The sequence below is a fragment of the Pseudomonas sp. NA-150 genome, assembly GCF_044336365.1.
Classification (GTDB): Bacteria; Pseudomonadota; Gammaproteobacteria; order Pseudomonadales; family Pseudomonadaceae; genus Aquipseudomonas.
Genome location: NZ_CP172305.1, coordinates 4,389,126 through 4,414,148 on the forward strand (window position 1 = coordinate 4,389,126; position 25,023 = coordinate 4,414,148).

Genomic DNA, 25,023 nt, shown 5'->3' on the forward strand with positions numbered 1-25,023 from the left:
AAATCTTGACTGATTGGTATGTGCCAGAGCGGCTGTCTATTGCTATGAGCGTAGTCAGCGCCAATCGTTGCATCACGGGACGATTTAGCCGCGGGTCACTTGCCCCCTACGATCGTCGCAATCTCGGGAAATGCCTCTTGAATGATCTTGCCATCCGGCTATGATGATCGTCACAGTTGTACGACAACGTACCTCGACCAGGAATCACGTCGTCCTTCCACGCACCGCGACAGCAGCCTGGCATTGCCTGCCCGGCAGACGGACCCGCTTGCTGTTCTGAAAACACCTCAACGGTGCTTTCAAGAAATGCTCCACACACTAATAACTACAATGGGTTAGATCCGGAGAATATCAGTGGACACTAGAATAATAATTATTCTTGGCATCACGATTGCGTACTTTGTCGTCATGTCTTACATCGGTTACAGCGTGCGCAAACACGCGACGAGTAGTGAAGGATTTACCGGCGGCGGCAGAAGTTTCCCGCCCTTTCTGATTGCCGCACTCTTGCTGTCCGAATTCATCGGCAGTTCCGTGAGTATCGGTACCGCGCAAAAGGGTTTTGAGGCCGGCATTTCCGCCGCCTGGAACCTGGTCGCGTTGTCGATGGGCTTCCTGTTGCTGGCCCTGATTCTGGTGAAGAAGTACCGGGAAACCGGGCTTAACACCATCTCCGGCATCCTCGCGAAGAACTACGGTGAAGGCGTGCGTTACGCCGCGTCGATCCTCTCCATTTGTGCTCTGAGCATTGTCTCCGTCGCCCTGTATGCCAGCGGTGGTGCGGTTTTGGCCGCTGTATTGAACATCGACCGGACCCTGGCGATTCTGCTGGTGGGCGTGGTAACTGTGTTCTACGTCAGCCTCGGCGGCATGCGCTCCGTGGTCTACACCAACTTCGTTCACGCCACGGTCAAATACATCGGCGTCGTCCTCGCCCTGGCGTTTGCCTTGAGCGCAAGCGGCGGCATCAGTGGCCTGCAGGCGAAACTGCCAGCGCAGATGTTTGACTGGACCGGTGTCGGTTGGGGTCAGATCTTCGCCTGGATGATCGGCGGCGTCGGTTCGATTTTCGCCACCCAGTACGTGATTCAGGCCATCGTCAGCACCAAAGACAACAAGACCGCCAAGCGTTCGTGCTTCTACGTGTCATCGATGATGATCCCGTTCGGCCTCATGGCCGCCCTGATCGGCATGTGCAGCGCGATGCTGTACCCCGGCATCAAGTCCATCGACGCCTTCCCGAGCCTGATCGCGCACATGCCGACCTACTCCGCCGCGCTGGTGGTGATCGGTCTGGCCGGCGCCCTGTTCGGCGGCATCTCGGCCAACACCCTGGCCTCGGCGACCCTGGCTCTGAAAGACTTCTACGACCCGTTCTTCAACAAAGAAAAGAACGACCGCAAATCCGTGATTTTCGTCAAACTGGCCATCGTGGTCATCGGCTTCCTGCCGCTGGTGCTGGCGCTGTATGCCGACAAAATCCTGCTGATCGCTTTCCTTGGCAAAGCCCTGCGTGCGACGCTGGCGGTGATTGTGCTGATGGCGTTCTACGCACCGAAGTTCGGTACCGGGCGCGGCGCGCTGTTCGGCGTGATCGTGTCAGTTATCTCGACCATTTCCTGGTTCCTCGCCGGTAACCCGTATGGCATCGACAGTTCGTACTTCGCGCTGCTCAGCCCGCTGGTGACCATGAGCCTCAGCCAACTGTTCAAGTCGGCCCAGCCTCAGGTGGCCTCGGTCACGCCGTCAAACTGATATAAGCACCGGCTTTGCGATGACCGCAGAGCCGCTTCCCCCGGAGTGAAAGTATGGGTAATAAAGCAAGTGACGTTCTGGTCTGGGGACCGATGCACGCCTCCTTGATGCAGCAGTTGGAAAGCAACTACACCCTGCACAAACGCTGGGAAATCGCCGACCTCGACGCCTGGGCCAATGAACACGGCGCCTCGATCAAGGCCGTGGTCACCAGTGGTGTGTACGGCGCGCAGACTGCACTGCTGGAACGTCTGCCCAACCTTGAAGTGATCAGCAGTTTCGGTGTCGGCTACGATGGCGTCGACACGGCGTATCTCGCCAGCCGCGGAATCAAGCTCAGCAACACCCCGGACGTGCTCAATAACAGCGTGGCGGAAACCGCGATGGCCTTGATGCTCGGCCTCACCCGCCGCATCAGCGAAGCCGAGCGCTTCGTGCGTGCTGGCAAATGGTTGACCGCCAAATTCCCGCTGGGCAACGACCTGACTGGCAAAACCTGCGGCATCGTCGGCCTCGGCAAAATCGGCAAAACCATCGCCAAACGCGCTGCTGCGTTCGAGATGAACATTGCCTACTACCGCAGAAACGCTGCTTATCCGGACGTGGCCTACACCCACTACGGCGACCTGCTGGAACTGGCCAAGGCGTCGGACTACCTGATCGTGATCGTGCCTGGTGGCGCTGAAACCAAGCAGTTGATCAATCAACAGGTGCTGGATGCCTTGGGGCCGAAGTCGTTCCTGATCAACGTCGCACGCGGTTCGGTGGTCGATGAAAAAGCCCTGGTGGCAACGCTGCAAGCCTCGGGCATCGCGGGCGCGGCGCTGGACGTGTTTGAAGACGAACCCAACGTCCCGGCCGCCTTGCTGGAGATGGACAACGTGGTGCTCACCCCGCACATCGGCAGCGGCACCCACGAGACCCGCCAGGCGATGGCGGATCTGGTGTTTGCCAACTTGAGCAGCTACATGAGCGAGGGGACGTTGGTGACTGGGGTTGCTTTGTAATCAGCTCGGGATCTTCAAGCCCTTCTCTACCGCTGGACGCGCCAAAAACGCGTTCAGCACGCGCTGCACATTGGGGAAGTCCGAAAACCCCACCAACTCACCCGCTTCGTAAAACCCGACCAGGTTACGCACCCACGGGAAGGTCGCGATGTCGGCGATGCTGTAGTCGTCGCCCATGATCCACTGCTGCCCGGTCAGCTGATTTTCCAACACGCCCAGCAGACGTTTCGATTCATCGACGTAACGCTGCAGCGGTCGCTTGTCTTCGTACTCTTTACCCGCGAATTTGTTGAAGAAACCCAGCTGGCCGAACATCGGGCCGATGCCACCCATCTGGAACATCACCCACTGGATCGTCTGGTAACGCAGGGCCGGGTCCTGGGACATGAACTTGCCGGTTTTTTCGGCCAGGTAAATCAGGATCGCCCCCGACTCGAACAACGGCAGCGGCTTGCCGCCAGGACCCTTGGGGTCAATGATCGCCGGGATTTTGTTGTTCGGGTTCAGCGACAGGAACTCGGGGGACATTTGATCGTTGGTGTCGAAACCGACCCGATGCGGCTCGTAGGCCAGACCGGTCTCTTCCAGCATGATCGAGACTTTCACCCCATTGGGGGTCGGCAGCGAATACAACTGCAGCACTTCAGCGTCCTGTGCAGGCCACTTTTGCGAGATGGGCAACGCATTGATATCGGTCATGATGACTTCCAGTTTTTTCGGTGTGGCTAAAGGTAGCTGTTCTGAGTGGCGCAGTGGCAGGGATTTATTCCTAAGGCAGCGCATGCCCGATAGGAACTGCCGTAGGTTTGGGCCGCACGCGGACGATCAATTGCCCTCGCGAAGGTCGTTCCGACCTCAGGGCTGTGAAGCGGCCGCTCTAATCACCACCTTGTCCGGATTTACCCCTTGGGGCCATCACCCGGAACGCTTAAGCTGCACCCTTGTTTCTTCAGTCCGGAATGCCGCGTGAATTTCAGTTTGCCCAAGATAGCCACCGCCCCGTTTTGCCCGCCCGAAGTGGCCGGCTCGGTGAAGGTCGATGCCGGTGCGCCGTTCTGGAAGCGCGCCTTGAAGTTTGCCGGTCCCGGCCTGCTGGTCTCCATTGGCTACATGGACCCCGGCAACTGGGCCACGGCCATCGAGGCCGGCTCGCGCTACGGCTATAACCTGCTGTTCGTGGTGCTGCTCGCCAGCCTGGCCGGCATGATCTTGCAATGCCTGTGTTCGCGTTTGGGGATCGCCACCGGGCGCGATCTGGCGCAGCTCTGCCGTGAGCGCTACAGCCAGCGTTCGGCACGGGGGCAATGGGTGCTGGCGGAGATCTCGATCATCGCCACCGACCTGGCGGAAGTCCTCGGCTGCGCCTTGGCCTTTCACCTGTTATTGGGCATTTCCCTGACCTTCGGCATCGCCCTGACCGCATTCGATACGCTGTTGGTGCTGGCGTTACAGAACCGTGGTTTCCGCCGTCTGGAAGCGATCATGCTGGTGTTGGTGCTGACCATCGGCGTGTGTTTTTTCATCGAACTGCTGCTGATCAAACCCTACTGGCCGGACGTGTTCCAGGGGGTCAAACCGTCCGCGTCCGTGCTCCGCGATGCCGCACCGCTGTATCTGGCGATCGGCATCCTCGGCGCCACGGTGATGCCGCACAACCTGTACCTGCACACTTCGATCGTGCAAACCCGACTGATTGGCAAGGACCTGGCCAGCCGTCAGGACGGCGTGCGCCTGGCGCGGATCGATACCATTGGCTCGCTGGCCCTGGCCTTGTTGGTCAACGCGGCGATCCTGATCCTCGCCGCAGCTGCCTTTCATCAAACCGGGCATGCCGACGTGGTGGAAATCCAGGACGCCTATCACTTGCTCGATCCGCTGGTGGGCGGGACCTTTGCCAGTGTGTTGTTCGGGGTGGCGTTGCTGGCCTCGGGGCAGAGTTCGACCTTTACCGGGACCATCGCCGGCCAAGTGATCATGGAAGGCTATTTGAACCTGCGGATTCCCTGCTGGCAGCGGCGATTGATCACCCGTGGCCTGGCACTGATTCCGGCGTTCACCGGGGTCTGGCTGATGGGCGACGACGCGATTGGCAAGCTGCTGATCCTCAGTCAGGTGGTGCTCAGCCTGCAATTGCCGTTCGCCTTGTACCCACTGATTCGCATGACCAGTGACGAACGCTTGATGGGCTCGTTCGTCAACAGCCTGCCGACCCGCCTGCTGGCCTGGGGGCTGTTCGGGCTGATCAGCGCGGCCAACGTCTGGCTGATCGCGCAATTGTTCACCTGATCGCGTTAGCCGTTCATTTCCTCGACCAGCGCTTTCATCAGCTCGGCGACCGGCAGAGCGCGCGCCAACGGAGCGCCCTGCCCGGCCCATTGCGCGCCGTAACCGAATTGACCGGCAGCCTTGGCGGCGGCATGCAGCGCTTTGCCGGCATCGTAGGCAATCGGGTAATCCGGAATGTCCTGCACGCTGACGTCCGCGCCCCAGCGCGTGAAGTCATTGCTCAGCGCCCGGGCCATGCGCCCGGAAATGGCGCAGGTCATGGTTGTATGGTGCGCGGCGTCACTGAACAGCGCCGCGCGATAACCGGCGTCCGCCAACGACTCATCGCAGCCGACAAACGCCGTGCCCAGTTGTGCGGCAACCGCGCCCAGCTGCAACGCTGCGTTAATGCCTGCACCGTCCATGATCCCGCCAGCGGCAATCACCGGCAGATCGATGTGCCGGGCAATCAAGCGGGTCAAAGCCAGGGTGCCTAATCGGTCATCGTGGCCGTCGACATCGAAAGTGCCACGATGCCCACCCGCTTCATAACCTTGCGCGACGATGGCATCTACGCCGCCGTCGGCCAACATTCGTGCTTCGGCCAGGCTGGTCGCCGAACCCAGCAACACAATGCCGGCCTCGCGCAACGCCCGTACGCGCTCTGGCGCGGGTATGCCGAAGTGGAAACTGACGACCTTGGGTTTTTCTTCCAGCAGCATGGCCAGCATGTCGTCGTCTTCGACAAAACTGCGGTAGATCTCGCTCAAGCCGGCCGTTGCCGCAGCGCCATACTGCTTGAACAATGGCTGTAGCCTGTCGATCCACGCCGCTTCCAGCGCCGCATCAGCCTGAGCCGGTCGGTGGCAAAACAGATTGACGTTGAGCGGCCCGCTGGACAGCTCACGCACGGCCTTGATCATCGCTCGTGCACCGGCAGCGTTGGTCGCCCCGACGCCAATCGAGCCGAGCCCACCGGCATTGCTGACCGCCGCGGCCATGGCCGGTGGGGAGATACCGGCCATGGGTGCCTGGATGATCGGCAAGCGGATACCGATACGCTCAAGAAATGCCTGGGACGAAGCGCTGCTCATGCTGTGAATCCTTGTGCTGGAAGATGAGCTCGACAATCACGCCTCGACGGCGGCCTCGGCCATTTGCCGCAGCATCTGTTCGTAGTACTCGATGGATTGCGAACCCGACACCAGATGACGCCCGTTGAGCACCATGGCCGGCACCGAATTGATCCCGCGCTGGCGGTAGAACTCTTGGCTCTCGCGCACGTCTTTGCCAAACTCATCGCTGGTCAGTACTTCCCGGGCACGGGCGCTGTCCAGACCCACTTCGCCAGCCAGACGCACCAGGGTGTCGTGGTCGCTTGGGTTCTGGCCGTTGGTGAAGTAGGCGTCCAGCAGACGCTTCTTCAGCGCGACTTGATGGCCTTCCTGAGCGGCCCAGAACAACAGACGGTGAGCGTCGAACGTGTTGTAGAAGTGGCTGCGTTTTTCCAGGTCGAATTTGAAACCCAGTGCAGCGCCCAGCGAGATCACCATCTGGTTGCGCGAAGCCACTTCATCGGGGGTTCTGCCGTATTTGCGGATCATGTGCTTGATCGCGTGCTCACCTTCGGGCCCCATGTCCGGGTTCAGTTCGAACGGTTTGTAGGTCAACGCCACGGACACTTCGCCGGCGAGGTTGGCAATGGCCTGCTCCAGCGCGGTGGCGCCCAGCGCACACCAAGGGCAGACGACGTCCGAGACAAAATCGATAGTGACCGGCTGACTCATGAAAATTCTCCACTGTGACCGCCCAAGGGAGGATGGGTCGGCTGATGGATTCACTGTATGAGTCAGCCACTCGCGGATAAAGACCAGCGCTGGAACTTCATTTGTGCAGCGGTGTAATGAGTCATGCCCTGCGGCCGCGCTGCCTGTGCGTCGATGGAAGTCGTGGGCGCTGAAACTGACGTTGCCATGAAGCTGAACTACGCTAGGCAAACGATCGTCAAGGAGCATGGGTATGCAGACCAAAGCGCTGATGTGGATGGTGTTCTGCTTTGGCGTTTTATGCTCGACAGTGAGCTGGTCCAGCCCGTCCGGTGAAGACGACACCGCCACTGTCGCGCCTCCCGCCGACCTCAAGTTGCTCAATCGCAGTGTCATGGTGTTTCGCGCCACCCTGCTGGGGGAAACCCCCGAATTCAGGGCCCGACGCGCCAAGACCGTGATCAGTGAAGAGCTGGACGAAATGGGCGAGCACCTGGTGACCCTCGAACCCATCCAGGGCAGTTTCATGGTGCTCATCGGTTCTCGGCGCGCGTTTTTCGTCTTTCCCAAAGATGTCGACTCCCTGGAGTACGACTCGGTCAAGGCCGCTGCCGAAGGCGCCGCCAGCAAACTGCGCCAAGTGGTGGCGGAAAGTCAGGAGGCGCGCAGCCTGCGCCTGTTTCTTCAGGATGCCGGGATTTGCCTGCTGGCGACGCTGCTGTTTGCCGCCTTCCTTCGCGGCGGCTTTTTTGTCCGGCGCAAGCTGCTCGGTGAAATGCGCCGGTTGATGCCGCAGCACGTCAAGGCGCTCAAGGTTGCCCAGACCCAATTGGTCGACGCGCACTACCTGTACTCGCTGGTCAGTCGCACTATCGACCTGCTCGGCTGGGCGCTGACGGCGCTGGTCACCTATACGTGGCTGAGCTTCGTGCTGTCACGGTTTCCCTATACCCGCCCCTGGGGTGAAAGCCTCAACGCGTATTTGCTGAATGCCGTCGGCTACCTATTGGAAAGCATCCTCGATGCATTGCCCGGATTAGGCATTGCCCTGGCGATTTTCTTCATCGCGCGGGGTGCTGTCGGCCTCAGTCGGCGAATACTGCGACGCATGGCGGCGCCAGGAAATGTCAGCTGGCTGAATCAGGAAACCCTCAGTCCGACCACCCGCCTGATGGCGATAGCGATCTGGCTATTCGCTCTGGCCATGGCCTACCCGTACCTGCCCGGCGCCGGGACCGATGCCTTCAAAGGCTTGTCGGTGCTGATCGGCCTGATGATTTCCCTCGGCGCGTCCAGCGTCATCGGCCAGGCCGCCGCCGGGCTGATCCTGACCTACACCCGCACCTTGCGTCCGGGAGAATACGTGCGGGTCGGCGACCACGAAGGCACGGTCACCGAACTGGGGATGTTTACCACCACGATCCGCACCGGGCTGGGCGAAGTGCTGACGATACCCAACTCGATGATCACCGGTACCGTGACCAAGAACTACTCGCGCACCGTGCAGGGCCCCGGCTATGTGGTCGACACCACGGTGACCATCGGCTATGACACGCCTTGGCGCCAGGTCGAGGCCATGCTGCTGGAGGCAGCTCAGCGAACCCAGGGCATTTTGTCCCAACCGACGCCGCAGGTGTTCCAGACCGCCTTGTCGGACTTTTACCCGGAGTACCGCCTCGTCGCCCAGGCCGTCCCCAGCCAACCCCGCCCGCGCGCGGAATTACTGAGCATGCTGCACGCCAATATCCAGGACGTGTTCAACGAATATGGGGTGCAGATCATGTCGCCTCATTACCAGTTCGATCCCAAGCATGAGAAGTGGGTGCCGAGGGAGAAATGGTTTGCCGCGCCGGCGAAAGAACCGGATGAGGAGTAGTGCCCCTATGTAGGCGGGGGCTTGACCGCGATAGCGGCATGTCTGACACACCGCGTTAAGCGAATCGCAGGCAAGCCAGCGCCCACAAGGCCATGTAGAATCTCGATTTCGCCACATTTCCCCGGAAATCGAAACATGAAAGCATGGATGCTCAGCACATTCAGGCACTACCCGCTGACGGTCAATCTGTTGTTGGGCGGGTCGTTGATTCTGACCCTTGGGCGAGCGATCACCTTGCCCTACCTGGTGATTTTCCTGTCCTCGCACTATGCCTTGGGCACCGGCGACATTGGCATGGTGGTCGGCAGCTCGTTGATCGTCGCTTCGTTGCTGAGCGTGTATGGCGGTTACCTGGCGGATCGCTGGCCGCTGCATCGCTTGTTGCTCGGGCTGACCGGTCTTTATGTACTGGGCTTTCTCGGCATGTGCCTGACCAACCGGCTGCCGCTGTTCATCGGCTTTCTGGTGGCATTCAATTTTGCCTATTCCACCACCGCCGTGGTGATCAAGGCCGGCTTTGGCAGGCTGTTGCCAGAGCAGGAGCGCACCCGGGTGTTCTCCTTGCGCTACACCTTGCTCAACATCGGTTACGCGGTCGGCCCGTTCATTGGCGCGGCACTGGCGCACCTGGACATGAACCTGCCGTTCCTGATGTCCGCCGGGCTCGGCATCGGCTTTTTCATTATCTACGCCATGTGGGGCGACAGGACCCTGGTCGCCGCCGAATCCAGCGAGAGCGCGGTGTCATTCATCAGCGTGGGCAAGATCCTGCTCAAGGATTACCGTCTGGTGTGCTTCACCCTCGGCGGCGTGTTGAGCGCGGTGGTGTTCGGCCAGTTCACCGCCTATCTGTCGCAATACCTGGTGGTCACCAGCACCCCGGAATACACCTATCAAGTCATTAGCGCAGTGGTGGCAGTCAACGCCGTGGTGGTGGTCGGCTTGCAGTTTTTTGTCGGCAAGCGCATCCGCAATGAACACCTGAACCTGTGGCTAACGGCGGGTCTGAGTCTGTTCTTGCTGGGTGTGGTCGGCTTTGCCCTGTCCAGCAGCGTGTGGCACTGGTCGCTGGCCATGGCGATCTTCACCCTGGGTGAAATCATTGTGTTCCCGGTGGAGTACATGTTCATCGACCGCATTGCCCCCGAGCACCTGCGCGGCATGTATTACGGCGCGCAAAACCTCTCCAATCTCGGCGGCGCATTGGGTCCGGTGCTCTGCGGCTTCGCCCTGGCGACCCAATCCGCGCACTTCATGTTTTACATGCTGGCCGGGTTCATCATCGCTGGCGGCTGTTTTTATCTCATGGGGGCATCGCTCTCCCGCCGCCAGCAACAATCCGCGTAACAACGGTCAGGACATCATGTTCGATCATTATCTGTGTATGAAACACCCCAACGCTTAAATCCAAACGTTGGGGTGCAGCTCATCCAGTTATCAAATACGCCCCACGGAACCTGTGACCGGTAGGTTCCCCAACAAGTTGAGCCCGGTACTCTTCACGAAGGCGTCATAGTCCATCGGTTTTTCAATACGGGTTTCAGCGTTGGGTAGAACGTAGGCCCAGGCACGCTTGGACGATGCGTCATAAACCAACTTGAACAGGCGGGTAGGAACCCACACTTTGTTATCACCAATGGTGGTGTAGCCTGAGTCAAAGAGCGGGCCGGTAAAGACAAAAACATTGCCATCGGCGCGCTTGGCAAACTTTCTGACGTCAGACTCGACCTTACTCCAGATCTTTCGGTTGTTGGTTGGGTCTTGCGGCACCATGTTCGACAGCGAAAAGGATTGCGCCATCGCATTGGGGGTGGGTGCATCGGCCGCCGGGGATTGATGGCCACGGTCCACGGCAGGGCTTTGGCCACGGTAGTCGCTTAACTCGGCCCGCCCACTCTTGGGCACGCGTGGGTCCGGGTAGAATTGGTTGGTGCGCTCCTCGCCTTTGGCATCCTGCAACTGGGCTGCATTAAGACGTTCGACAACTACCAGCGGTGTCTTACTGGTTTGCGAGTAGAGCACCGCGAAGTTGTCAGAACACAGTGCCAGGGGTTTCATGCTGACCGGCACAGTGGCCATGTTGATTGGTTTAGCTCCAGGGAACAAATCTGCGCAGCCGTCAAACGATGCCTGTTTCTGTTGATTTGAATAGAGGTCAAGTGCCGCCGTCTGGCTGATCGAGCCCGAGTGGGACGCGTTTTCCTGATGTGGGGTAGTCGGTTTGATGAAATCCAGCAGGCTGCGGGCTTCTGCCCCGCTTGAAAGCAAAACAAGGGCTGTCAGCCCAACTGCAACTTTGCGTAGGTACATGCGTTAAATCTTCGAATTGGATTGAGGGAGGTAAACGTATGGCGTGTGCCGGTTCATAGAGTGAAGTGAGGCGGTTGCTGATTATAGTGAGGCGAGCATGTTTTCACGGTCCTTAATCATATACCGAGTCGGAGCCGGTCGGATCTATGGACCCTTACACGTGACATTAGTGCCGCGTCGGGCTTAATACCTGCAACTTCGGGACATTGCGGACGACGCCTTCGCAGCGGTGCGGCGATCCGACAAGCCTGCACACAGGATCTGACAACCCAGCTCCTACAGGGATATGCGGTCATCTGTGGGGGCAGGCTTGCCTTCGAAGGGGAGGCAGAATCTCAGCCTACGGACACCCCACCCCAGTGCCCTGCGCAAACCGCTGCGCGGTCCCGGCGATGGTGGTCGCCAACGTCGCAATCGCCTGTTGATGGGCCAACACCACACTCTGCACCCCGGCGCCTGCCGACTGGCGGATGACGCTGCTGCAGGTCAGACTGCGACGTGCGTCGCCCTCGTTGCGTCGGCTGATGCTCCACACCACATCGATCAATGCGTATTGACCCGGCACCGTATCGAAGCGGCGGACATCGGTTTGCAGCGAGAGAATGGCCACCCCCGGTGCCTTGGGCAGGCCGGCCAGGTCGCGGATACCCAGTTTGCGCTCCATCTCGGCGCTCAGCGAATCGTGGAACTCATCGGCCAGCGGTGCGCTCCAGCGCTCGGTTTCGAGAATCGCCAACGCGCCATTGCTCTCGCGCACCACCACCTGCGGCTGGTCAACTTGCACCGGTATCCTCACCGGTTGCATTTCGAACTGAAAGCCGGCGGCGGCGGTGCGGGTGCTTGCCTGGCTGGCATTTTCACCCGGCACCAGGGTGTAATAGCGCGTCGGCGCCGAGGTGCAGGCCGCCAGGCTCAACGTGGCAAACAAAGCCAGGTAACGAATCGTCATGGCAGTCATTCCTGGTTAATGTCACGTGAAGATGAAGGCGACGATTTAAAGCTGTCGGGCTCTTTGTCCTTGATTCGTCCGCGGATCAGCGCTTCCGGATGGCGCCCGAGGAAGTCAGTCAGCACCCGGACCGAACGCGCGGTGCGCTGCGTCTCTTCCAGGGTGTCGCTTAACTGCTGACGTTGCGGTGAGTCTTCGGACAGGCTTTGGCGAGCTTCGGCCAAGGTATTTTTGGTCTGCACCAGGGTGTTGCGCATCTCTGGCAGCACGTCGCCGTTAACCTGTTTAAGGGTTTTCTGCAGCTCGGCCAGGCTGCCATTGAGGTTGGCGGCAATCTGTTCAATCGGTAATTTGCTGATCTTGTCGACGATGCCTTGCAACTCCTCCTGGAGTTTATCCAGACTGCCCGCCACGGTCGGCACCTGCGCCGGACGAGCGTCCGCGTCGTAGACCACAGGTTTCGCGTCCGGGACGAAATCCAGCGCGATGTACAGTTGACCGGTCAACAGGTTGCCATTGCGTGCCTGAGCCCTCAAACCGCGCCTGACCAGTTCGCTGATGAGTTTTCCGCCTTTTTCCTCATCGGTGGCACCCGGCTCTTTCAACAGTTTTTCATGAGCCCTGCCCAATCTTTTCGGATAGATGACTGCACCGATGATCGTCGGGAAGTCCTTCTTCACCGGGTCAAAGTCCAGGTCCACCGAGACCACACGCCCGATGTCCACACCTTGGAATTCCACCGCCGCACCGACCACCAGACCACGCAAGGGTTGATCGAAGCGCATTTGAATATAACGAGGCACGCCATCGGGGGGAGCGAGGGCGGTGTCCTGATCGGCAAACAGGGTGAAGTCGGTGTGCTCCTTGGCCAGTTCCGGGTTGGGGCTGTATTTGGGCTCGACGAAGGCGATGCCGCCCGCGATGATCGATGACAACGACTGCGTGTTCACTTTGAGGCCCCCGGCAGTCAGGCTGACGTCGATACCACTGGCGTTCCAGAAACGCGAGTTCGTGGTGACGAACTTGTCGTATGGCGCATTGACGAAGACCTGTACATCGAGGCCTTTACCGTCATCCGACAGCTTGAAAGACACCACCTCACCGACGGGGATTCGCCGATAGTAGACGTTGGAGCCGACGTCCAGCGAGCCCAGGTCTTCGGTGTGCAAGGTGTAATGCGTGCCCTTCTCACCGTAGGTGATGGGCGGCGGCGTTTCCAGGCCGGTGAAGTGGTCGAGGTTATTGTTCGAGACCCCGGCGTCGGCGCCGATAAAGGCACCCGACAGCAAGGTATCGACCCCCGAGACCCCCCCGGCACCGATGCGCGGACGCACCACCCAGAAGCGTGAATCTTCAACCGCGAACGACTTGGCGGTGGCATTCAGGTCAACCGTGGCATCGATATGGCTGCGGTCGTCGCTCAAGGTGATCACCGTGACTTTGCCGATCACCACGTTCTTGTATTTGACCTGGGTTTTGTTCGCCTCCAGCCCTTCAGCCGTGAGAAAGCTAATGGTGATTGTCGGCCCGGCCATCCTGGCGTTATGGATCACCATCGATACCCCGACCAGCGCCGCGATGATCGGCACCAGCCACACCAGGGAAACGTTGAAACGGCGACGCTTGACCTCTGGTGCGCCGGGCGTCGGTGTCACGGGGGTATTTGAGTGATCAGGCATCTTCAACCTCTGTGTCCCAGATAAGTCGCGGATCGAAACTCATGGCAGCGAACATCGTCATCACCACCACCAAACCAAAAAACAGGATTCCGACGCGCGGATCGATGGAGCTGAGTGAGCGGAATTGCACCAGCGCCGCGATCATCGCCACCACCAGCACATCAAGCATCGACCAGTAGCCGACAATCTCGATCAAGCGATACAGCTTCGAGCGCTCGCGTTGCGCCCAGCGACTGCGACGCTGACAGGTAATCAGCAACGTCCCCAGCACCAGAAACTTCATGCACGGTACGACCACGCTGGCGACAAAGATAAGCAGCGCCAGGTCCCACTCCCCCGCGTGCAAGAACTCCATGACCCCACTGAAGATAGTGTTTTCACTGCCATTGCCAAAGATATTGGTGTACATCACCGGCATCACGTTCGCCGGGATATAGAGGATCAGACTGGCGATCAGAAACGCCCAGGTGCGCGACAGGCTGTGGGGTTTACGCCGATGCACATGGGCATTGCAGCGTGGGCAATGCGCGTCGTTCAGCGAACAGGCATGGCCGCAGGTGTGACACAGGGCCAGATTCAACGCTCCGGCATAGGGTGGCTGGCTCATCGGATCACCGCCTCCAGGTCGTCCCACAGGCGGCGAATGCCTTTGCCGGAGATCAGGATCAGCAATACCGTGAGCATCCCCAACGCCCACAACCCCAGGCCCGGGTGTACATCCAGCATGCCGGCCAGCTTGATGATCGACACCAGAATCCCCAGCAGGCAGACCTCCAGCATGCTCCACGGCCGCAGGTGCTCCAGGGTGCGCATGCAGATTTTGAAGCCCGGCGCCGCGCGCTTGTTCAAGGCAAAGCCGAGTACCCAAATCAACAGGATGATCTGCAACATCGGTGCGAAAATGATCGCCAGCCCGGCCACCGCCGCTATCACGCTGATTTGCCCCTGCGCCAGCGCCTGGACCGACATCCACAGCGTCGCTTCGTTACTCAGGCCTTGCAGGCTGATGGAAATCACGGGAAAGGCATTGGCGAAGACGAACAACACCGCCGCGCTGATCGACAGGGCCAATAACTGCTGAAGGCTCATCTGCCCACCACGCTCGAGCACGGCCAAACAGCGCACGCAACGCGCCACCTGCCCCTTGGCCAGCGGGACCGAGGCGTAGACCGAGTCACAATGCTCGCAGATGATCCAGTTGGGCGATGAAGTCATAGGCTCGACGTGGCTCTGGTGAAGTTCCGTTCCTTTGAGCGGGGCGCAGTTCGTACATCAGCCCCCTTATCATAGACGGCTCTGTGGAAATCGATTGTTACGATCGCGTGCGGACGTTAATAGCAAAAACCGAAAAACAATAAAAAAGCACGTAGGGAATAGTTCGAAGGCTGCCGCTTCAGGCAGCCCCCGGCAACAGACTTACTTTTCCCAATCCGCCTTGGCGATGTGCAGCCCGTGCATACCCTTGTAGGCCGCGCGCTCCGGTTGCTTCCAGCCGGTCAACAGGCTGTCGTCGAGCTGATAGATCTCCACGCCCAGCGGTCGGCACACGGTCAGCGGGTCTTGCGCATCCGGGCCCCACATCGCCAGCGACAGATCGCCGCCCGGGCAGGTGGACAGCGCGCACAGCACGTCGATCTCGGCGAAAAACTCCAGGTAATCGCCCTGCTTCGCCGGACAGGCTTTCATGAAGTACATATCGTCGTGGTTGAGGCCGGTGCACTGGAAGATGTTCAACACATCGTGCACGTCAAACTCGGTCAGGCCATGGGGCAGTACCGCGCGGGTCAGGTTGGAATGGCAATGATGGTGGAAGTCTTCACCGGTCAGCATCTTGTTCACGTAGGGATCGCCAGCGGGTGCCGAGCAAGTCGTGCAAACGCCCACCGTGTTCGTCGATACCGTAGTCGGCGAGGCTGTCGTCGGTGATGGTGACCATCGGCCGCAGAAACGGCAGGTTCGACCAAAGCCGGTCATAGGTGCTGACGTGTGCACCTTGCAGTTGCCGGGTGCGCGCGGCCCACATACGTTCGCGAGGGTCATGGGCGTTCCAGATATTGAAATCACCGACCTGTGGGCCAACTGGAGTGGTGACTCGGAATACCTGCCCCGCCGCGACTTTCCAGGCGCGCCCGGTGCGAATCGGCACTTCGAACTGCTCGACCAGAGTCCGCGCATCGGCCTGCGTACGGATGCGGTCGTAAAACGCCTTATCCACGTTGAGCGCCGAGCCTTTACTGACTTGATAAGCCGCAGGGTAATCCTTGTACATGGGTCAAATGTCTCCAACGGGAAAAAGGGCTGACAGGTTCGTGCGATTGAATGTAACAATTTAACGCAAGAAAAACGCCATCTTCCGCCCATGGATCTGGAACGCCGCCGAATGTCCACGCTATCCCCTGCCGCCTCGACGAATACCGCCGCCGCCACCGATGGCCTCGATCCAATCCGGGCTGCCATTGTTTCCGCACGTATCGATCGCCTGCCCAGTGTCGCGACCTTGTGGCGGTTGGTAGCGCTGCTGTCCATCGGCGGATTTTTTGAGCTGTACGACCTGTTCCAGACCGCCTACATCAGCCCCGGCCTGATCCGCGACGGGATCTTCGCCAGCGGTAACCTTGGGGTGTTTGGCTTCTCCGATCAGGCGGCGTTTGCCTCGGCGACCTTTCTTGGTCTGTTCCTCGGCGCCAGTCTGCTGAGCCCGATGGCCGACCGCTTCGGCCGCCGCGCGATCTTCACCTTTGCACTGATCTGGTACACCGTTGCCACGGTGCTGATGGGCCTGCAAAGCACAGCGCTGGGGATCATCGGCATGCGCTTTCTGGTGGGCATCGGACTGGGCATCGAACTGGTGACCATCGACGCCTACCTGTCGGAACTGGTGCCGAAACGAATGCGTAGCTCGGCCTTCGCCTTTGCGTTCTTCGTGCAGTTTCTGTCAGTGCCAGCCGTGGCCTTGATGTCCTGGTGGCTGGTGCCGCAAGCGCCGTTGGGCTACTCCGGCTGGCGCTGGGTCGTGATCGCCAGTGCAGTGTTTGCGTTGTTCATTTGGTGGCTGCGCAAACGCCTGCCGGAATCGCCGCGCTGGCTGGCGCAGCAAGGCCGTTTTGCCGAGGCCGAACGAATCATGGACGAACTGGAAGCGCGCTGCCTGCGCGACCACGGCCAAGCGCTGGACGAGCCGGAACCGCAAGCGGTGGACATCGAAGGTCGCGGACGCTTTGCCGACATCTGGCAACCACCGTACCGGCGCCGGGCATTGATGCTGATTGTGTTCCACGTGTTCCAGGCGATCGGCTTCTTTGGCTTCGGCAACTGGCTGCCGGCGCTGCTCTCGGGTCAGGGCGTGAGCGTGACCCACAGCCTGATGTACGCATTCATCATCACCCTCGCCTACCCGCTGGGCCCGTTGCTGTTCGTGCGCTTCGCCAACCGTTTCGAGAACAAATGGCAAATCGTCGGTTCGGCGTTGGGCAGCATGATCTTCGGCAGCCTGTTCGCGATGCAGACGTCCGGGCTGGGCCTGATTACCTGCGGGGTGATGATCACCTTCTGTAATGCGTGGCTGAGCTTTGCCTACCACTCGTACCAAAGCGAACTGTTCCCCACCAACATTCGCGCACGTGCAGTGGGATTCTGTTATTCGTTCAGCCGCTTATCGACGGTTTTCAGCAGCCTGTTGATCGGCTTCTTCCTCGACCACTTCGGCACGCCAGGGGTGCTGGCGTTCATCGTGATCAGCATGCTGATCGTGATGATCACCATCGGCCGCTTCGGTCCGCGCACGCGCAACCTGGCGCTGGAGGACATTGCCCATCGCTAACTTTGTGCCCACTCGACGTCAGTGATACCGAAGTGTTCGGCATACGACTGCGTCACCCGCGGCACCTTCTCCAGGCGATATTTTGGAATTCGACCGATCCCGGCATCCACACTGGCGTGGTGCCAGGCCTCGGTGTTGTCCATAAACTCGGCGCGAATGTAAAACGACTTGAACGCGCCATTGAGCAAATAATCGATTCTGTAATGCTTGTACTGATTCATCTGTGGGGGGCCTCGGTACTCTTATCCCTAGAGCCACAGATGACTCCCCCATGCCGGAAAAAATTCCGTTGGAGTTCTGAGTGGTAGGCGTCTTTGCGCGATCAAGCGTGATGAGATTCTATATTTGTAGGAATTCACTTTAGGTGCAACCGGTCGACGCTCGATTGTTCGCGAGCGCGGTGTGCCAGACACGCCGCCATCGCGGGCAAGCCCGCTCCTACAGGCAGGGATTCGCGGTCATCTGTAGGCAAGCGGAACAGCTCAGCGGATGCCGAGGCGCTTGGCCAGACGACTGAGGTTGGCGCGGTCCAGGCTTAGTTCCCGCGCGACATCCGCCCATTTACCCTGATGCCGACTCAACGCCTCACTGATCAGCACCTTCTGATAAGCATCCACCGACTCCTTCAGACCCTCGCCCTCCTTGACCCGTGGCACCTCACCTCTAACCACGTGCACCACCTCAGGCATCTCCTCTTCCATCCCAAGCGCTGGCGCCTCGATGGTCAGGATCCGTGGACGATCGGCATGGGTCGACAGCGCCTTGAGCGTGGCGCGACTGATCAAATGCTCGAGCTCCCGAACGTTGCCCGGCCATGAATATCCGACCAACATTTTCTGCGCTTCGGGATTCAACCGCAGGCTGCGCAGCCCCATGCGCGCCCGATTTTCTTCGAGGAAAAACCCGGCCAGCAACAGCACATCACGCCCGCGCTCACGCAACGGCGGTACCCGCAGCGGATAGACGCTGAGGCGGTGATAGAGGTCAGCGCGGAAGCGCCCGGCACGCACTTCTTCGGCAAGATCCCGGTTGGTGGCGGCAATGATCCGCACGTCGACATGGTGTTCCTGATCGGAACCGACCCGCTGCAATTGCCCGCTCTGCAACACCCGCAGCAACTTGGCCTGCACCGGCAACGGCAGCTCGCCCACCTCATCGAGAAAGATGGTGCCGCCGTCCGCCAGTTCGAACTTGCCGCTACGGCCATTGACCGCGCCGGAAAACGCGCCTTTGACGTGACCGAACAGCTCACTCTCGACCAACATTTCCGGCAAGGCCGCGCAGTTGAGGCTGATCAACGGCTTCTGTGCCCGTGGCGATTGCAGGTGAATCGCTTCGGCCACCAATTCCTTGCCGACCCCGGTCTCGCCGGTAATCAACACCGACAGCGCGCTGTTGCCCACCAACTGGATTTCCTGCTGCAAGCGCTTGTGCACCGCACTTTGCCCGATCAGCTCGCGCGGTCCGCGCCCGCCTGCCGCGCGCTTGTAGACCTCGGCCAACTGCCGTTGATCTTCGAAATTGCGCGCCAGTTGGTTGATCCGCTCACTGGCCATCACCGTCGCCGCAGCGAGACTGGCGAAGGCCTCGAGGTTGTCCAGGTCGACCTTGCCGAAGCTCGACGGGTCCAGCGCATCCAGGGTGATCAGGCCCCAGGGTTTGTCTTGCAGGTACAACGGGCAGCCGAGGCAGTCGTGAACCTCCAGATGCCCGAGGTGCCCTTCTACCAGACCGTCATAAGGGTCAGGCAGGTCGCAATCGGTGGAAAAACGCGTCGGACCGCGGTTCTCCAGCAGGATCTTCAGTCGCGGATGCTCATCGACCTTGAACCGTCGGCCCAGCGTATCGGGGCTCAGGCCTTCGACCGACATCGGCACCAGCACGTCGCCCTCAAGCTTGAGCAACGCCACCGCATCGCACGGCAACAGCTGACGCAGCGAGCGCAACAGGCGCCGATAACGTTCGTCATCGGGCAACTCGCGGGACAGGTCGGCCACCAGCGGCACCAAGGCCAGCAACAAAGGATGAGTCATGGTGATTCCACCGTCAGCAATCGAATGCCCGGAAGCATAGCAGGACTTGCAGTCAATATGACTCTCACAAGGTCATTAGGACAATTCAAGAAAATGGTCATAAAGACCACCTATATCTTAAGTAACTGATTTTAAATAAATAAAAAGTTGGCACGGATACTGATACAGCTAAAGCGTATCTCACTCACTCTCAGGAGTATCTACCATGAACGCCTACTTCAATGCCCCGCTGAACGTCCTGCGCATCTCGAGCAAGCTGTTGTGGATTGGCTTGGCCATGTTGGTGATCGGTGCGGTGGGTGCTTACGGTTTTGACACTCACTTCAGCCTGGCACCCCTGGTAATGTTGCACGCGATGGTGATCCTCGGCCCGACTACGATCAAGATTGGTTACGTCATGCGCCTGCTGGCGCAACACCAGTTGAGCGACCCACACGCGAGGTATGTCCGTGCCCACGCAGCCTGAGGTGAACAACGCGTCGGCGCTACCGCCGATCTGGCGCCTGGCCTTCCGACCGTTTTTCGTTTCTGGCGCTGTGTTCGCGGTGGCGGCCATCAGCCTGTGGATCAGTTTCCTGTTGGGATGGTTACCGACCTGGAACCCGCCCGGTGGCGCACTGGCCTGGCACCGGCATGAAATGCCTTTCGGCTTCACCAGCGCGATCATTGCCGGGTTTCTGTTGACCGCACTGCAAACCTGGACCGGTCGTCCCGGCATCAAGGGCATCCCGCTGGCGATCGTGTTTACGCTGTGGCTGGTCGCGCGCCTGGCCTGGTTTCTCGGCCTGCCGACGCCGGTATTGCTGGCACTGCAACTGTTGTTTCTACCGGCACTGGCCCTGCTGGTCGGCCGCGAATTGATTGCCGTTCGGCAACGCAATAACTACCCGATTCTGGTGGTGCTGATGGTGTTGGCCGGCTGTCAGGTCTTGGCTCTCGCCGGTATTCTGTACAGCGACGACGGCCTGCAACGGCGCGGCGAACTGTCTGCGCTGTGGATGATTGCGGCATTGATGGGGGTCATCGGTGGCCGAGTGATTCCGTTTTTCACCCAGCGCGGCTTGAATCTGCCCGCGCCGTTCAAGGCCCATCCGCGCCTGGATAGGCTGGGGCTGCTGGCGACAGCAGGCGTGGCGATACTGACCGCCGCCGGCTTCAGCCAAACGCCTCACCTGTGGATGGCGGCGCTGTTCGCCGTCGTCAGCGTGCTGCACGGTAGCCGGCTGTGGCGTTGGCACCACACCGGTATCTGGGGCGTGCCGCTGCTGTGGTCGCTGCACATGGCCTATGCGTGGTTGGTGATAGCTGCGCTGGGGATGATGCTGTGGCACCTCGGGGTGCTGGATCAGCAAAGCCTGGCCACGCATTCTTTGGCGGTGGGCAGTGTCGGCGGTTTGATTCTGGCGATGCTCGCACGGGTCAGCCTCGGCCACACCGGCCGGCCCTTACAGCCGGCGAAAGCGATCAACGTGGCGTTCATGCTGATCAATGCAGCAGCTTTTTCCCGGGTAGTGCTGGTGCCATTTTGCAGTGCCGGGCTGTGGCTCTCCGGGGTGCTTTGGGCGTTGGCCTTTATGCTGTTCGCGCGTTATTACGCGATGATGTTCTTCACTCCAAGGCCGGATGGTGGACCGGGTTAGCCACAAATACAATCGCCTGCACACCGATTGTAGGAGCGGGCTTGCCCGCGATGGCGGTCTGTCTGAAAGACTGCATCAGGCTCATCGCAGGCAAGCCAGCTCCACAGTGGATTTGCGCCGGTCTCAAAATTCAGGTCTGGGTATAAAGACGGCTATCAGACATAAGTAGTGTTGATCCAAACCGTTGTAGACGTTACTCCCCGTCGCTTCCTAAACTGTCGCCGGGCCATGAGATATTTTTTGCGCAATGCAGGATCCAGGGGGCAGTAACCGATGAATCGCAATGAGTTGCGCAAGGCCGACATCAACTTGATGGTGGTGTTCGAAACGCTGATGCAGGAACGCAACGTGACCCGCGCCGCCGAGAAGCTGTTCCTCGGTCAACCCACGATCAGCGCTGCCCTGAACCGCTTGCGCGCGCTGCTCAACGACCCGCTGTTCATTCGCGTCGGGCATCGCATGGAGCCCACCGCCCGGGCGCTGGAGATCATCCAGTACCTGTCACCGGCGCTGGATGCGATGTCCACCGCCCTGAGCCTGACCCGCGATTTCGATCCTGCGCACAGCACCATGACCTTTCGCATCGGCCTGTCCGATGACGTCGAGTACGGCCTGTTGCCGGCGCTGCTGCGTTCGGTGCGCGTCGAAGCGCCGAACATCGTGATCGTGGTCAAACACGTCGATCACTGGAACATGTCGGAACTGCTGATGAGTGGCGACATCACTGTCGGTGTCAGTCGCACGGGTGATTTGCCGGCGAATGCCAAGCGCAAGGAGTTGCGTACCGTCATGCCGCGCGTACTGCGCGCCGACAAGTCGGGCACGCCGCTGACCCTCGATGAATACTGTTCGCGTCCGCATGTGGTGGTGTCGCATACCGCCGATATCAGCAGCTTCTCGGATGAGTGGCTGAGGGCGATTGGGCGCAAGCGCCATGTGGTGCTGTCGGTGCCGCAGTACAGCACCCTGCCGGCGTTGATGGCCGGTACTGACTTTCTGGCTAACCTGCCGAACTACACCGCCAGCGCCATGGCGGCAGCCAGTGGTGGTCTGTTGACCTACGAACCGCTGCCCTTCGTCACCCCGACCCTCGACTTGTCGATGGCCTGGCTCAGCCTGACCGATAACGACCCGGCTGAGCGCTGGATGCGCGGCAGGCTTGAGACGTTTATGAGCGACAGGCTGATGGCGCCTGCCGCTGCCAAACCTTCACTCAGCCAAAACGACCAGTGATGTAGTCTTCGGTCTGGGTCTTGCCCGGCTTGGTGAAGATAGTGTCGGTGTCGCCGTGTTCGATCAGTTCACCCATGAACATGAACGCGGTGTAGTCCGACACCCGCGCCGCTTGTTGCATGTTGTGGGTCACGATGATCACGGTGAACTGCTCTTTGAGCTCGGTGATCAACTGCTCGATACGCCCGGTGGAAATCGGGTCGAGGGCTGAGGTCGGTTCATCCAGCAACAACACCTGAGGACGCAAGGCGATGGTCCGGGCGATGCACAGACGCTGTTGCTGACCACCGGACAGGCTTTGTGCGCTCTGCTTCAGCTTGTCCTTCACCTCATCCCACAGCGCCGCGCCGTGCAGCGCTTGTTCGACACGATCATCCATTTCACGGCGCGACAGCGACTCGTGATGGCGCACGGCGTAGGAAATGTTGTCGTAGATCGACATCGGGAACGGCACCGGCTTCTGGAACACCATGCCGACGTGGCTGCGCAGGCGGTTCATCGAATAGCTTGGAGCCAGGATGTTCTCGCCGTTGAGCAGCACTTCGCCGCGCGCTTCCTGCTTCGGGTACATCGAGTAGATGCGGTTGAACACGCGCAACAAGGTCGACTTGCCGCAACCCGACGGCCCGATGATCGCGGTGATGCGCTTCTCGGGGATGTCCATGTCGATGGACTTCAGCGAACGGTGGTCGTTGTAGAAGAACTCAAGGCCACGTACACGGATTTTGGTTTTTTCGTTGACAAGGGCTTGGCTATTCATCAGACGGACCTATTACGCAAAAGGATAAATCGGGAAAGCAGGCTCAGGCACAACACGAACAGAGTGAGGATCAGCGCGCCGGCCCAGGCCAGCGAGTGCCAGTCATCGAACGGGCTCATGGCGTACTGGAAAATCACCACCGGGACACTGGCAATCGGCTTGAGCAGGTTGCTGCTCCAGAACTGGTTGCCGAACGCGGTGAACAGCAGCGGTGCGGTTTCCCCGGTGATCCGTGCCAGTGCCAGCAAGATACCGGTCACGACGCCGGCCTTGGCTGCGCGCAGCACGATTTGCAGGGTCAGCTTCCACTGCGGCACACCCAGTGCCAGCGCGGCTTCGCGCATGGTCGACGGTTGCAGTTGCAGCATCTCGTCAGTGGTGCGCACCACAACCGGAATCACCAACAAGGCCAGGGCGATGGCGCCGGCAATAGCAGAAAAGCCGACCTGGTGATTGGTGATTGAGTTGAGCGGCAGAATCACCACGGTGTAGACAAACAGACCGAGCACAATCGACGGTGCCGACAACAGAATGTCGTTGATGAAACGCACGGCCGCGCCCAGCTTCGAGTGACGCGCGAACTCTGCCAGCCAGATCCCCGCCATCAGGCCAATCGGCGTACCGATCAACAAGGCGATGCCCGACATCATTGCACTGCCGTAAAAGGCGTTTGCCAGACCGCCGGAACTGCCCGGTGGTGGCGTCATCTCGGCGAACAAACGCAAGTTCAACGCCTTGAAGCCGTTGATCACGGTGGTCAGCAGAATCCACACCAGCCACAACAGACCAAACAGCGTCGCGCCGCAGCTCAGGACCATCGCCACCTTGTTCTTCAGGTTGCGCTTGCGATACAGACTTTCGTTATCGGTCATAGACCCTCCTTGCGCGACAGGCGGCTCAACATCAATCGCGCCAGCGCCAGCACGATGAAGGTAACGACAAACAGCAGGAAGCCCAGGGCAATCAGAGCCGAGCGATGCAGGTCGGTGTAAGCCTCACTGAATTCGTTGGCGATCACCGAGGCAATCGAACTGCTTGGCATTAACAGAGACGCCGAAAATTGCGGCGCGTTACCCAGCACAAAGGTCACCGCCATGGTCTCACCCAAGGCGCGACCGAGGCCGAGGAACACCCCGCCCATCACCGCCGAACGGGTGTAAGGCAAGACGATGTCCCAGACCACTTCCCAGGTCGTGCTGCCCAACGCGTAAGCCGACTCTTTCAAGGTCGTCGGCACGCTGCGGAACACCTCGTGCATCACCGAGGTAATGAACGGCAAGATCATGATCGCCAGCACGATACCGGCAGTCAGCATGCCGATACCCAATGGCGGACCCTGGAACAGCTTGCCCACCAGTGGCAATGCGCCCAGGTAGTCATTGATCCACGGTGACAGGTATTGCGCCATGAACGGCCCGAATACAAACAAGCCCCACATGCCATAAATAATCGACGGAATCCCCGCCAACAGTTCAACAGCCGAGGCAATCGGCATGCGCAACCACGGTGGCGCGACTTCAGTCAGGAAAATCGCAATGCCGAAACTCACCGGTACGGCGATCAGCAAAGCCAGAAAGGATGTCACCAGCGTGCCGTAAATCGGCACCACAGCACCAAAATGATTATTGACCGCGTCCCACTCAGTGCTGGTCAAAAAATCCAGGCCAAATGTCCTGAACGCCAGGCTGCCACCCCACAATGTGGAACCGGCAATGGCGGCCAGCAGCAACAGAACCAGCATCGCGGCACCCTGCATCGAGCGTCTGAACCAGACGTCGTGGCGGTGGTCGCGGGCAGCGCGTTTATCGCTGAGGCTGTCTGTGGAAGAGAGAATCGTGGACATGGTTTGGGCGTTATCAGTCATCAATGGTCCACTCGCAAGAATGCTCCCCGACACCGAACCTTGCAGTTCGACGAGGGGGAGCCAAAG

General features: G+C 59.8%; 22 protein-coding genes and 1 pseudogene. 9 read left to right on the forward strand and 14 right to left on the reverse strand.

Going from position 1 to position 25,023, the window contains the following annotated elements:
• The first annotated feature begins 354 nt into the window (after positions 1-354).
• Together ACF0H7_RS20795 and ACF0H7_RS20800 are read left to right on the forward strand one after the other, a co-directional pair.
• Positions 355-1,755, forward strand: a complete 1,401-nt coding sequence (locus ACF0H7_RS20795; RefSeq protein WP_397448748.1) for a sodium:solute symporter family protein — start codon at positions 355-357, stop codon at positions 1,753-1,755.
• A gap of 53 nt (positions 1,756-1,808) precedes the next feature.
• Positions 1,809-2,762: a 2-hydroxyacid dehydrogenase gene (locus ACF0H7_RS20800; protein ID WP_397448749.1), complete on the forward strand. Its 954-nt coding sequence runs from the start codon at positions 1,809-1,811 to the stop codon at positions 2,760-2,762.
• On the opposite strand, the gene ACF0H7_RS20805 is transcribed toward ACF0H7_RS20800, so the two are convergent.
• On the reverse strand, positions 2,763-3,461 hold the full coding sequence (locus ACF0H7_RS20805) for a glutathione binding-like protein (RefSeq protein ID WP_397448750.1): 699 nt from the start codon (positions 3,459-3,461) through the stop codon (positions 2,763-2,765).
• Positions 3,462-3,728: 267 nt separating this feature from the next.
• Here ACF0H7_RS20805 and ACF0H7_RS20810 point away from each other — a divergent pair, with 267 nt between their 5' ends.
• Complete coding sequence (locus ACF0H7_RS20810; protein ID WP_397448751.1) at positions 3,729-5,048, forward strand: Nramp family divalent metal transporter; 1,320 nt, start codon at positions 3,729-3,731, stop codon at positions 5,046-5,048.
• 5 nt (positions 5,049-5,053) lie between these two features.
• Here the strand turns inward: ACF0H7_RS20810 and ACF0H7_RS20815 are convergent, their stop codons facing one another.
• Entirely contained in the window at positions 5,054-6,121 is a 1,068-nt protein-coding gene (locus ACF0H7_RS20815) for an NAD(P)H-dependent flavin oxidoreductase (RefSeq protein ID WP_397448752.1), read from the reverse strand.
• A 36-nt stretch (positions 6,122-6,157) separates the two neighbouring features.
• A complete protein-coding gene (locus ACF0H7_RS20820) occupies positions 6,158-6,814 on the reverse strand; it encodes a DsbA family oxidoreductase (RefSeq protein WP_397448753.1) in 657 nt (218 codons plus the stop codon).
• Positions 6,815-7,046: 232 nt separating this feature from the next.
• Between ACF0H7_RS20820 and ACF0H7_RS20825 the strand changes: the two genes are divergently transcribed.
• Both ACF0H7_RS20825 and ACF0H7_RS20830 read left to right on the forward strand, forming a co-directional pair.
• Positions 7,047-8,669, forward strand: coding sequence for a mechanosensitive ion channel family protein (locus tag ACF0H7_RS20825; RefSeq protein WP_397448754.1), 1,623 nt, complete (start codon positions 7,047-7,049; stop codon positions 8,667-8,669).
• A gap of 147 nt (positions 8,670-8,816) precedes the next feature.
• The gene (locus ACF0H7_RS20830) at positions 8,817-10,016 is read left to right on the forward strand and encodes an MFS transporter (RefSeq protein WP_397453965.1); all 1,200 of its coding nucleotides are present in this window, start codon (positions 8,817-8,819) and stop codon (positions 10,014-10,016) included.
• A gap of 90 nt (positions 10,017-10,106) precedes the next feature.
• Here ACF0H7_RS20830 and ACF0H7_RS20835 read toward each other — a convergent pair whose 3' ends face one another.
• The 6 genes and pseudogenes from ACF0H7_RS20835 to ACF0H7_RS20860 all read right to left on the reverse strand — a co-directional run bounded on the left by ACF0H7_RS20835 (position 10,107) and on the right by ACF0H7_RS20860 (position 15,876).
• Positions 10,107-10,979, reverse strand: coding sequence for a DNA/RNA non-specific endonuclease (locus ACF0H7_RS20835; RefSeq protein WP_397448755.1), 873 nt, complete (start codon positions 10,977-10,979; stop codon positions 10,107-10,109).
• Between the two features lie 340 nt (positions 10,980-11,319).
• Positions 11,320-11,928 (reverse strand): membrane integrity-associated transporter subunit PqiC, encoded by a 609-nt coding sequence (locus ACF0H7_RS20840; RefSeq protein WP_397448756.1) that lies wholly within the window; start codon positions 11,926-11,928, stop codon positions 11,320-11,322.
• 5 nt (positions 11,929-11,933) lie between these two features.
• Positions 11,934-13,607: an intermembrane transport protein PqiB gene (locus ACF0H7_RS20845; protein WP_397448757.1), complete on the reverse strand. Its 1,674-nt coding sequence runs from the start codon at positions 13,605-13,607 to the stop codon at positions 11,934-11,936.
• Complete coding sequence (locus ACF0H7_RS20850) at positions 13,600-14,214, reverse strand: paraquat-inducible protein A (RefSeq protein WP_397448758.1); 615 nt, start codon at positions 14,212-14,214, stop codon at positions 13,600-13,602. Before ACF0H7_RS20850 ends, ACF0H7_RS20845 begins: the two co-directional genes overlap by 8 nt.
• A complete protein-coding gene (locus ACF0H7_RS20855; protein WP_397448759.1) occupies positions 14,211-14,822 on the reverse strand; it encodes a paraquat-inducible protein A in 612 nt (203 codons plus the stop codon). The genes ACF0H7_RS20850 and ACF0H7_RS20855 overlap by 4 nt, the downstream gene beginning before the upstream one ends.
• A 201-nt stretch (positions 14,823-15,023) precedes the next feature.
• Positions 15,024-15,876 (reverse strand): annotated as a pseudogene (locus ACF0H7_RS20860) (urea carboxylase-associated family protein).
• A 111-nt stretch (positions 15,877-15,987) separates the two neighbouring features.
• Here ACF0H7_RS20860 and ACF0H7_RS20865 point away from each other — a divergent pair.
• The gene (locus ACF0H7_RS20865) at positions 15,988-17,427 is read left to right on the forward strand and encodes an MFS transporter (RefSeq protein ID WP_397448760.1); all 1,440 of its coding nucleotides are present in this window, start codon (positions 15,988-15,990) and stop codon (positions 17,425-17,427) included.
• On the opposite strand, the gene ACF0H7_RS20870 is transcribed toward ACF0H7_RS20865, so the two are convergent.
• Together ACF0H7_RS20870 and norR are read right to left on the reverse strand one after the other, a co-directional pair.
• Positions 17,424-17,648, reverse strand: coding sequence for a DUF6555 family protein (locus tag ACF0H7_RS20870; protein ID WP_397448761.1), 225 nt, complete (start codon positions 17,646-17,648; stop codon positions 17,424-17,426). The two genes, ACF0H7_RS20865 and ACF0H7_RS20870, sit on opposite strands and share 4 nt — an antisense overlap.
• A gap of 261 nt (positions 17,649-17,909) precedes the next feature.
• Positions 17,910-19,460 (reverse strand): nitric oxide reductase transcriptional regulator NorR, encoded by a 1,551-nt coding sequence (gene norR, locus ACF0H7_RS20875; protein WP_397448762.1) that lies wholly within the window; start codon positions 19,458-19,460, stop codon positions 17,910-17,912.
• A gap of 205 nt (positions 19,461-19,665) precedes the next feature.
• Here norR and ACF0H7_RS20880 point away from each other — a divergent pair, with 205 nt between their 5' ends.
• The 3 genes from ACF0H7_RS20880 to ACF0H7_RS20890 all read left to right on the forward strand — a co-directional run bounded on the left by ACF0H7_RS20880 (position 19,666) and on the right by ACF0H7_RS20890 (position 22,333).
• Positions 19,666-19,926 carry a transmembrane sensor/regulator PpyR gene (locus ACF0H7_RS20880; RefSeq protein WP_397448763.1) on the forward strand — a complete coding sequence of 87 codons (261 nt, stop codon included), beginning with the start codon at positions 19,666-19,668 and terminating at the stop codon, positions 19,924-19,926.
• Positions 19,910-21,100, forward strand: coding sequence for an NnrS family protein (locus tag ACF0H7_RS20885; RefSeq protein ID WP_397448764.1), 1,191 nt, complete (start codon positions 19,910-19,912; stop codon positions 21,098-21,100). The genes ACF0H7_RS20880 and ACF0H7_RS20885 overlap by 17 nt, the downstream gene beginning before the upstream one ends.
• 273 nt (positions 21,101-21,373) lie before the next feature.
• Positions 21,374-22,333 carry a LysR substrate-binding domain-containing protein gene (locus ACF0H7_RS20890; protein ID WP_397448765.1) on the forward strand — a complete coding sequence of 320 codons (960 nt, stop codon included), beginning with the start codon at positions 21,374-21,376 and terminating at the stop codon, positions 22,331-22,333.
• Here ACF0H7_RS20890 and pstB read toward each other — a convergent pair.
• The 3 genes from pstB to pstC are packed head-to-tail and all read right to left on the reverse strand — an operon-like array spanning position 22,314 to position 24,957.
• Entirely contained in the window at positions 22,314-23,093 is a 780-nt protein-coding gene (gene pstB, locus ACF0H7_RS20895) for a phosphate ABC transporter ATP-binding protein PstB (RefSeq protein ID WP_397448766.1), read from the reverse strand. The genes ACF0H7_RS20890 and pstB overlap by 20 nt on opposite strands.
• Positions 23,093-23,965: a phosphate ABC transporter permease PstA gene (gene pstA / locus ACF0H7_RS20900; RefSeq protein ID WP_397448767.1), complete on the reverse strand. Its 873-nt coding sequence runs from the start codon at positions 23,963-23,965 to the stop codon at positions 23,093-23,095. Before pstA ends, pstB begins: the two co-directional genes overlap by 1 nt.
• Complete coding sequence (pstC, locus tag ACF0H7_RS20905; RefSeq protein ID WP_397448768.1) at positions 23,962-24,957, reverse strand: phosphate ABC transporter permease subunit PstC; 996 nt, start codon at positions 24,955-24,957, stop codon at positions 23,962-23,964. The genes pstA and pstC overlap by 4 nt, the downstream gene beginning before the upstream one ends.
• Positions 24,958-25,023 lie beyond the last annotated feature (66 nt).

What these genes read in the sequence shown, in the direction of transcription:
- ACF0H7_RS20800 (WP_397448749.1), top strand. Translation starts at nt 1,809, where the DNA reads ATGGGTAATAAAGCAAGTGACGTTCTGGTCTGGGGACCGATGCACGCC.
- pstC (WP_397448768.1), bottom strand. Translation starts at nt 24,957, where the DNA reads ATGACTGATAACGCCCAAACCATGTCCACGATTCTCTCTTCCACAGAC.
- ACF0H7_RS20830 (WP_397453965.1), top strand. Translation starts at nt 8,817, where the DNA reads ATGCTCAGCACATTCAGGCACTACCCGCTGACGGTCAATCTGTTGTTG.
- ACF0H7_RS20855 (WP_397448759.1), bottom strand. Translation starts at nt 14,822, where the DNA reads ATGACTTCATCGCCCAACTGGATCATCTGCGAGCATTGTGACTCGGTC.
- ACF0H7_RS20815 (WP_397448752.1), bottom strand. Translation starts at nt 6,121, where the DNA reads ATGAGCAGCGCTTCGTCCCAGGCATTTCTTGAGCGTATCGGTATCCGC.
- ACF0H7_RS20890 (WP_397448765.1), top strand. Translation starts at nt 21,374, where the DNA reads ATGAATCGCAATGAGTTGCGCAAGGCCGACATCAACTTGATGGTGGTG.
- ACF0H7_RS20820 (WP_397448753.1), bottom strand. Translation starts at nt 6,814, where the DNA reads ATGAGTCAGCCGGTCACTATCGATTTTGTCTCGGACGTCGTCTGCCCT.
- ACF0H7_RS20805 (WP_397448750.1), bottom strand. Translation starts at nt 3,461, where the DNA reads ATGACCGATATCAATGCGTTGCCCATCTCGCAAAAGTGGCCTGCACAG.
- pstB (WP_397448766.1), bottom strand. Translation starts at nt 23,093, where the DNA reads ATGAATAGCCAAGCCCTTGTCAACGAAAAAACCAAAATCCGTGTACGT.
- ACF0H7_RS20865 (WP_397448760.1), top strand. Translation starts at nt 15,988, where the DNA reads ATGTCCACGCTATCCCCTGCCGCCTCGACGAATACCGCCGCCGCCACC.
- pstA (WP_397448767.1), bottom strand. Translation starts at nt 23,965, where the DNA reads ATGACCGATAACGAAAGTCTGTATCGCAAGCGCAACCTGAAGAACAAG.
- ACF0H7_RS20850 (WP_397448758.1), bottom strand. Translation starts at nt 14,214, where the DNA reads ATGAGCCAGCCACCCTATGCCGGAGCGTTGAATCTGGCCCTGTGTCAC.
- ACF0H7_RS20835 (WP_397448755.1), bottom strand. Translation starts at nt 10,979, where the DNA reads ATGTACCTACGCAAAGTTGCAGTTGGGCTGACAGCCCTTGTTTTGCTT.
- ACF0H7_RS20870 (WP_397448761.1), bottom strand. Translation starts at nt 17,648, where the DNA reads ATGAATCAGTACAAGCATTACAGAATCGATTATTTGCTCAATGGCGCG.
- ACF0H7_RS20825 (WP_397448754.1), top strand. Translation starts at nt 7,047, where the DNA reads ATGCAGACCAAAGCGCTGATGTGGATGGTGTTCTGCTTTGGCGTTTTA.
- ACF0H7_RS20845 (WP_397448757.1), bottom strand. Translation starts at nt 13,607, where the DNA reads ATGCCTGATCACTCAAATACCCCCGTGACACCGACGCCCGGCGCACCA.
- norR (WP_397448762.1), bottom strand. Translation starts at nt 19,460, where the DNA reads ATGACTCATCCTTTGTTGCTGGCCTTGGTGCCGCTGGTGGCCGACCTG.
- ACF0H7_RS20840 (WP_397448756.1), bottom strand. Translation starts at nt 11,928, where the DNA reads ATGACGATTCGTTACCTGGCTTTGTTTGCCACGTTGAGCCTGGCGGCC.
- ACF0H7_RS20880 (WP_397448763.1), top strand. Translation starts at nt 19,666, where the DNA reads ATGAACGCCTACTTCAATGCCCCGCTGAACGTCCTGCGCATCTCGAGC.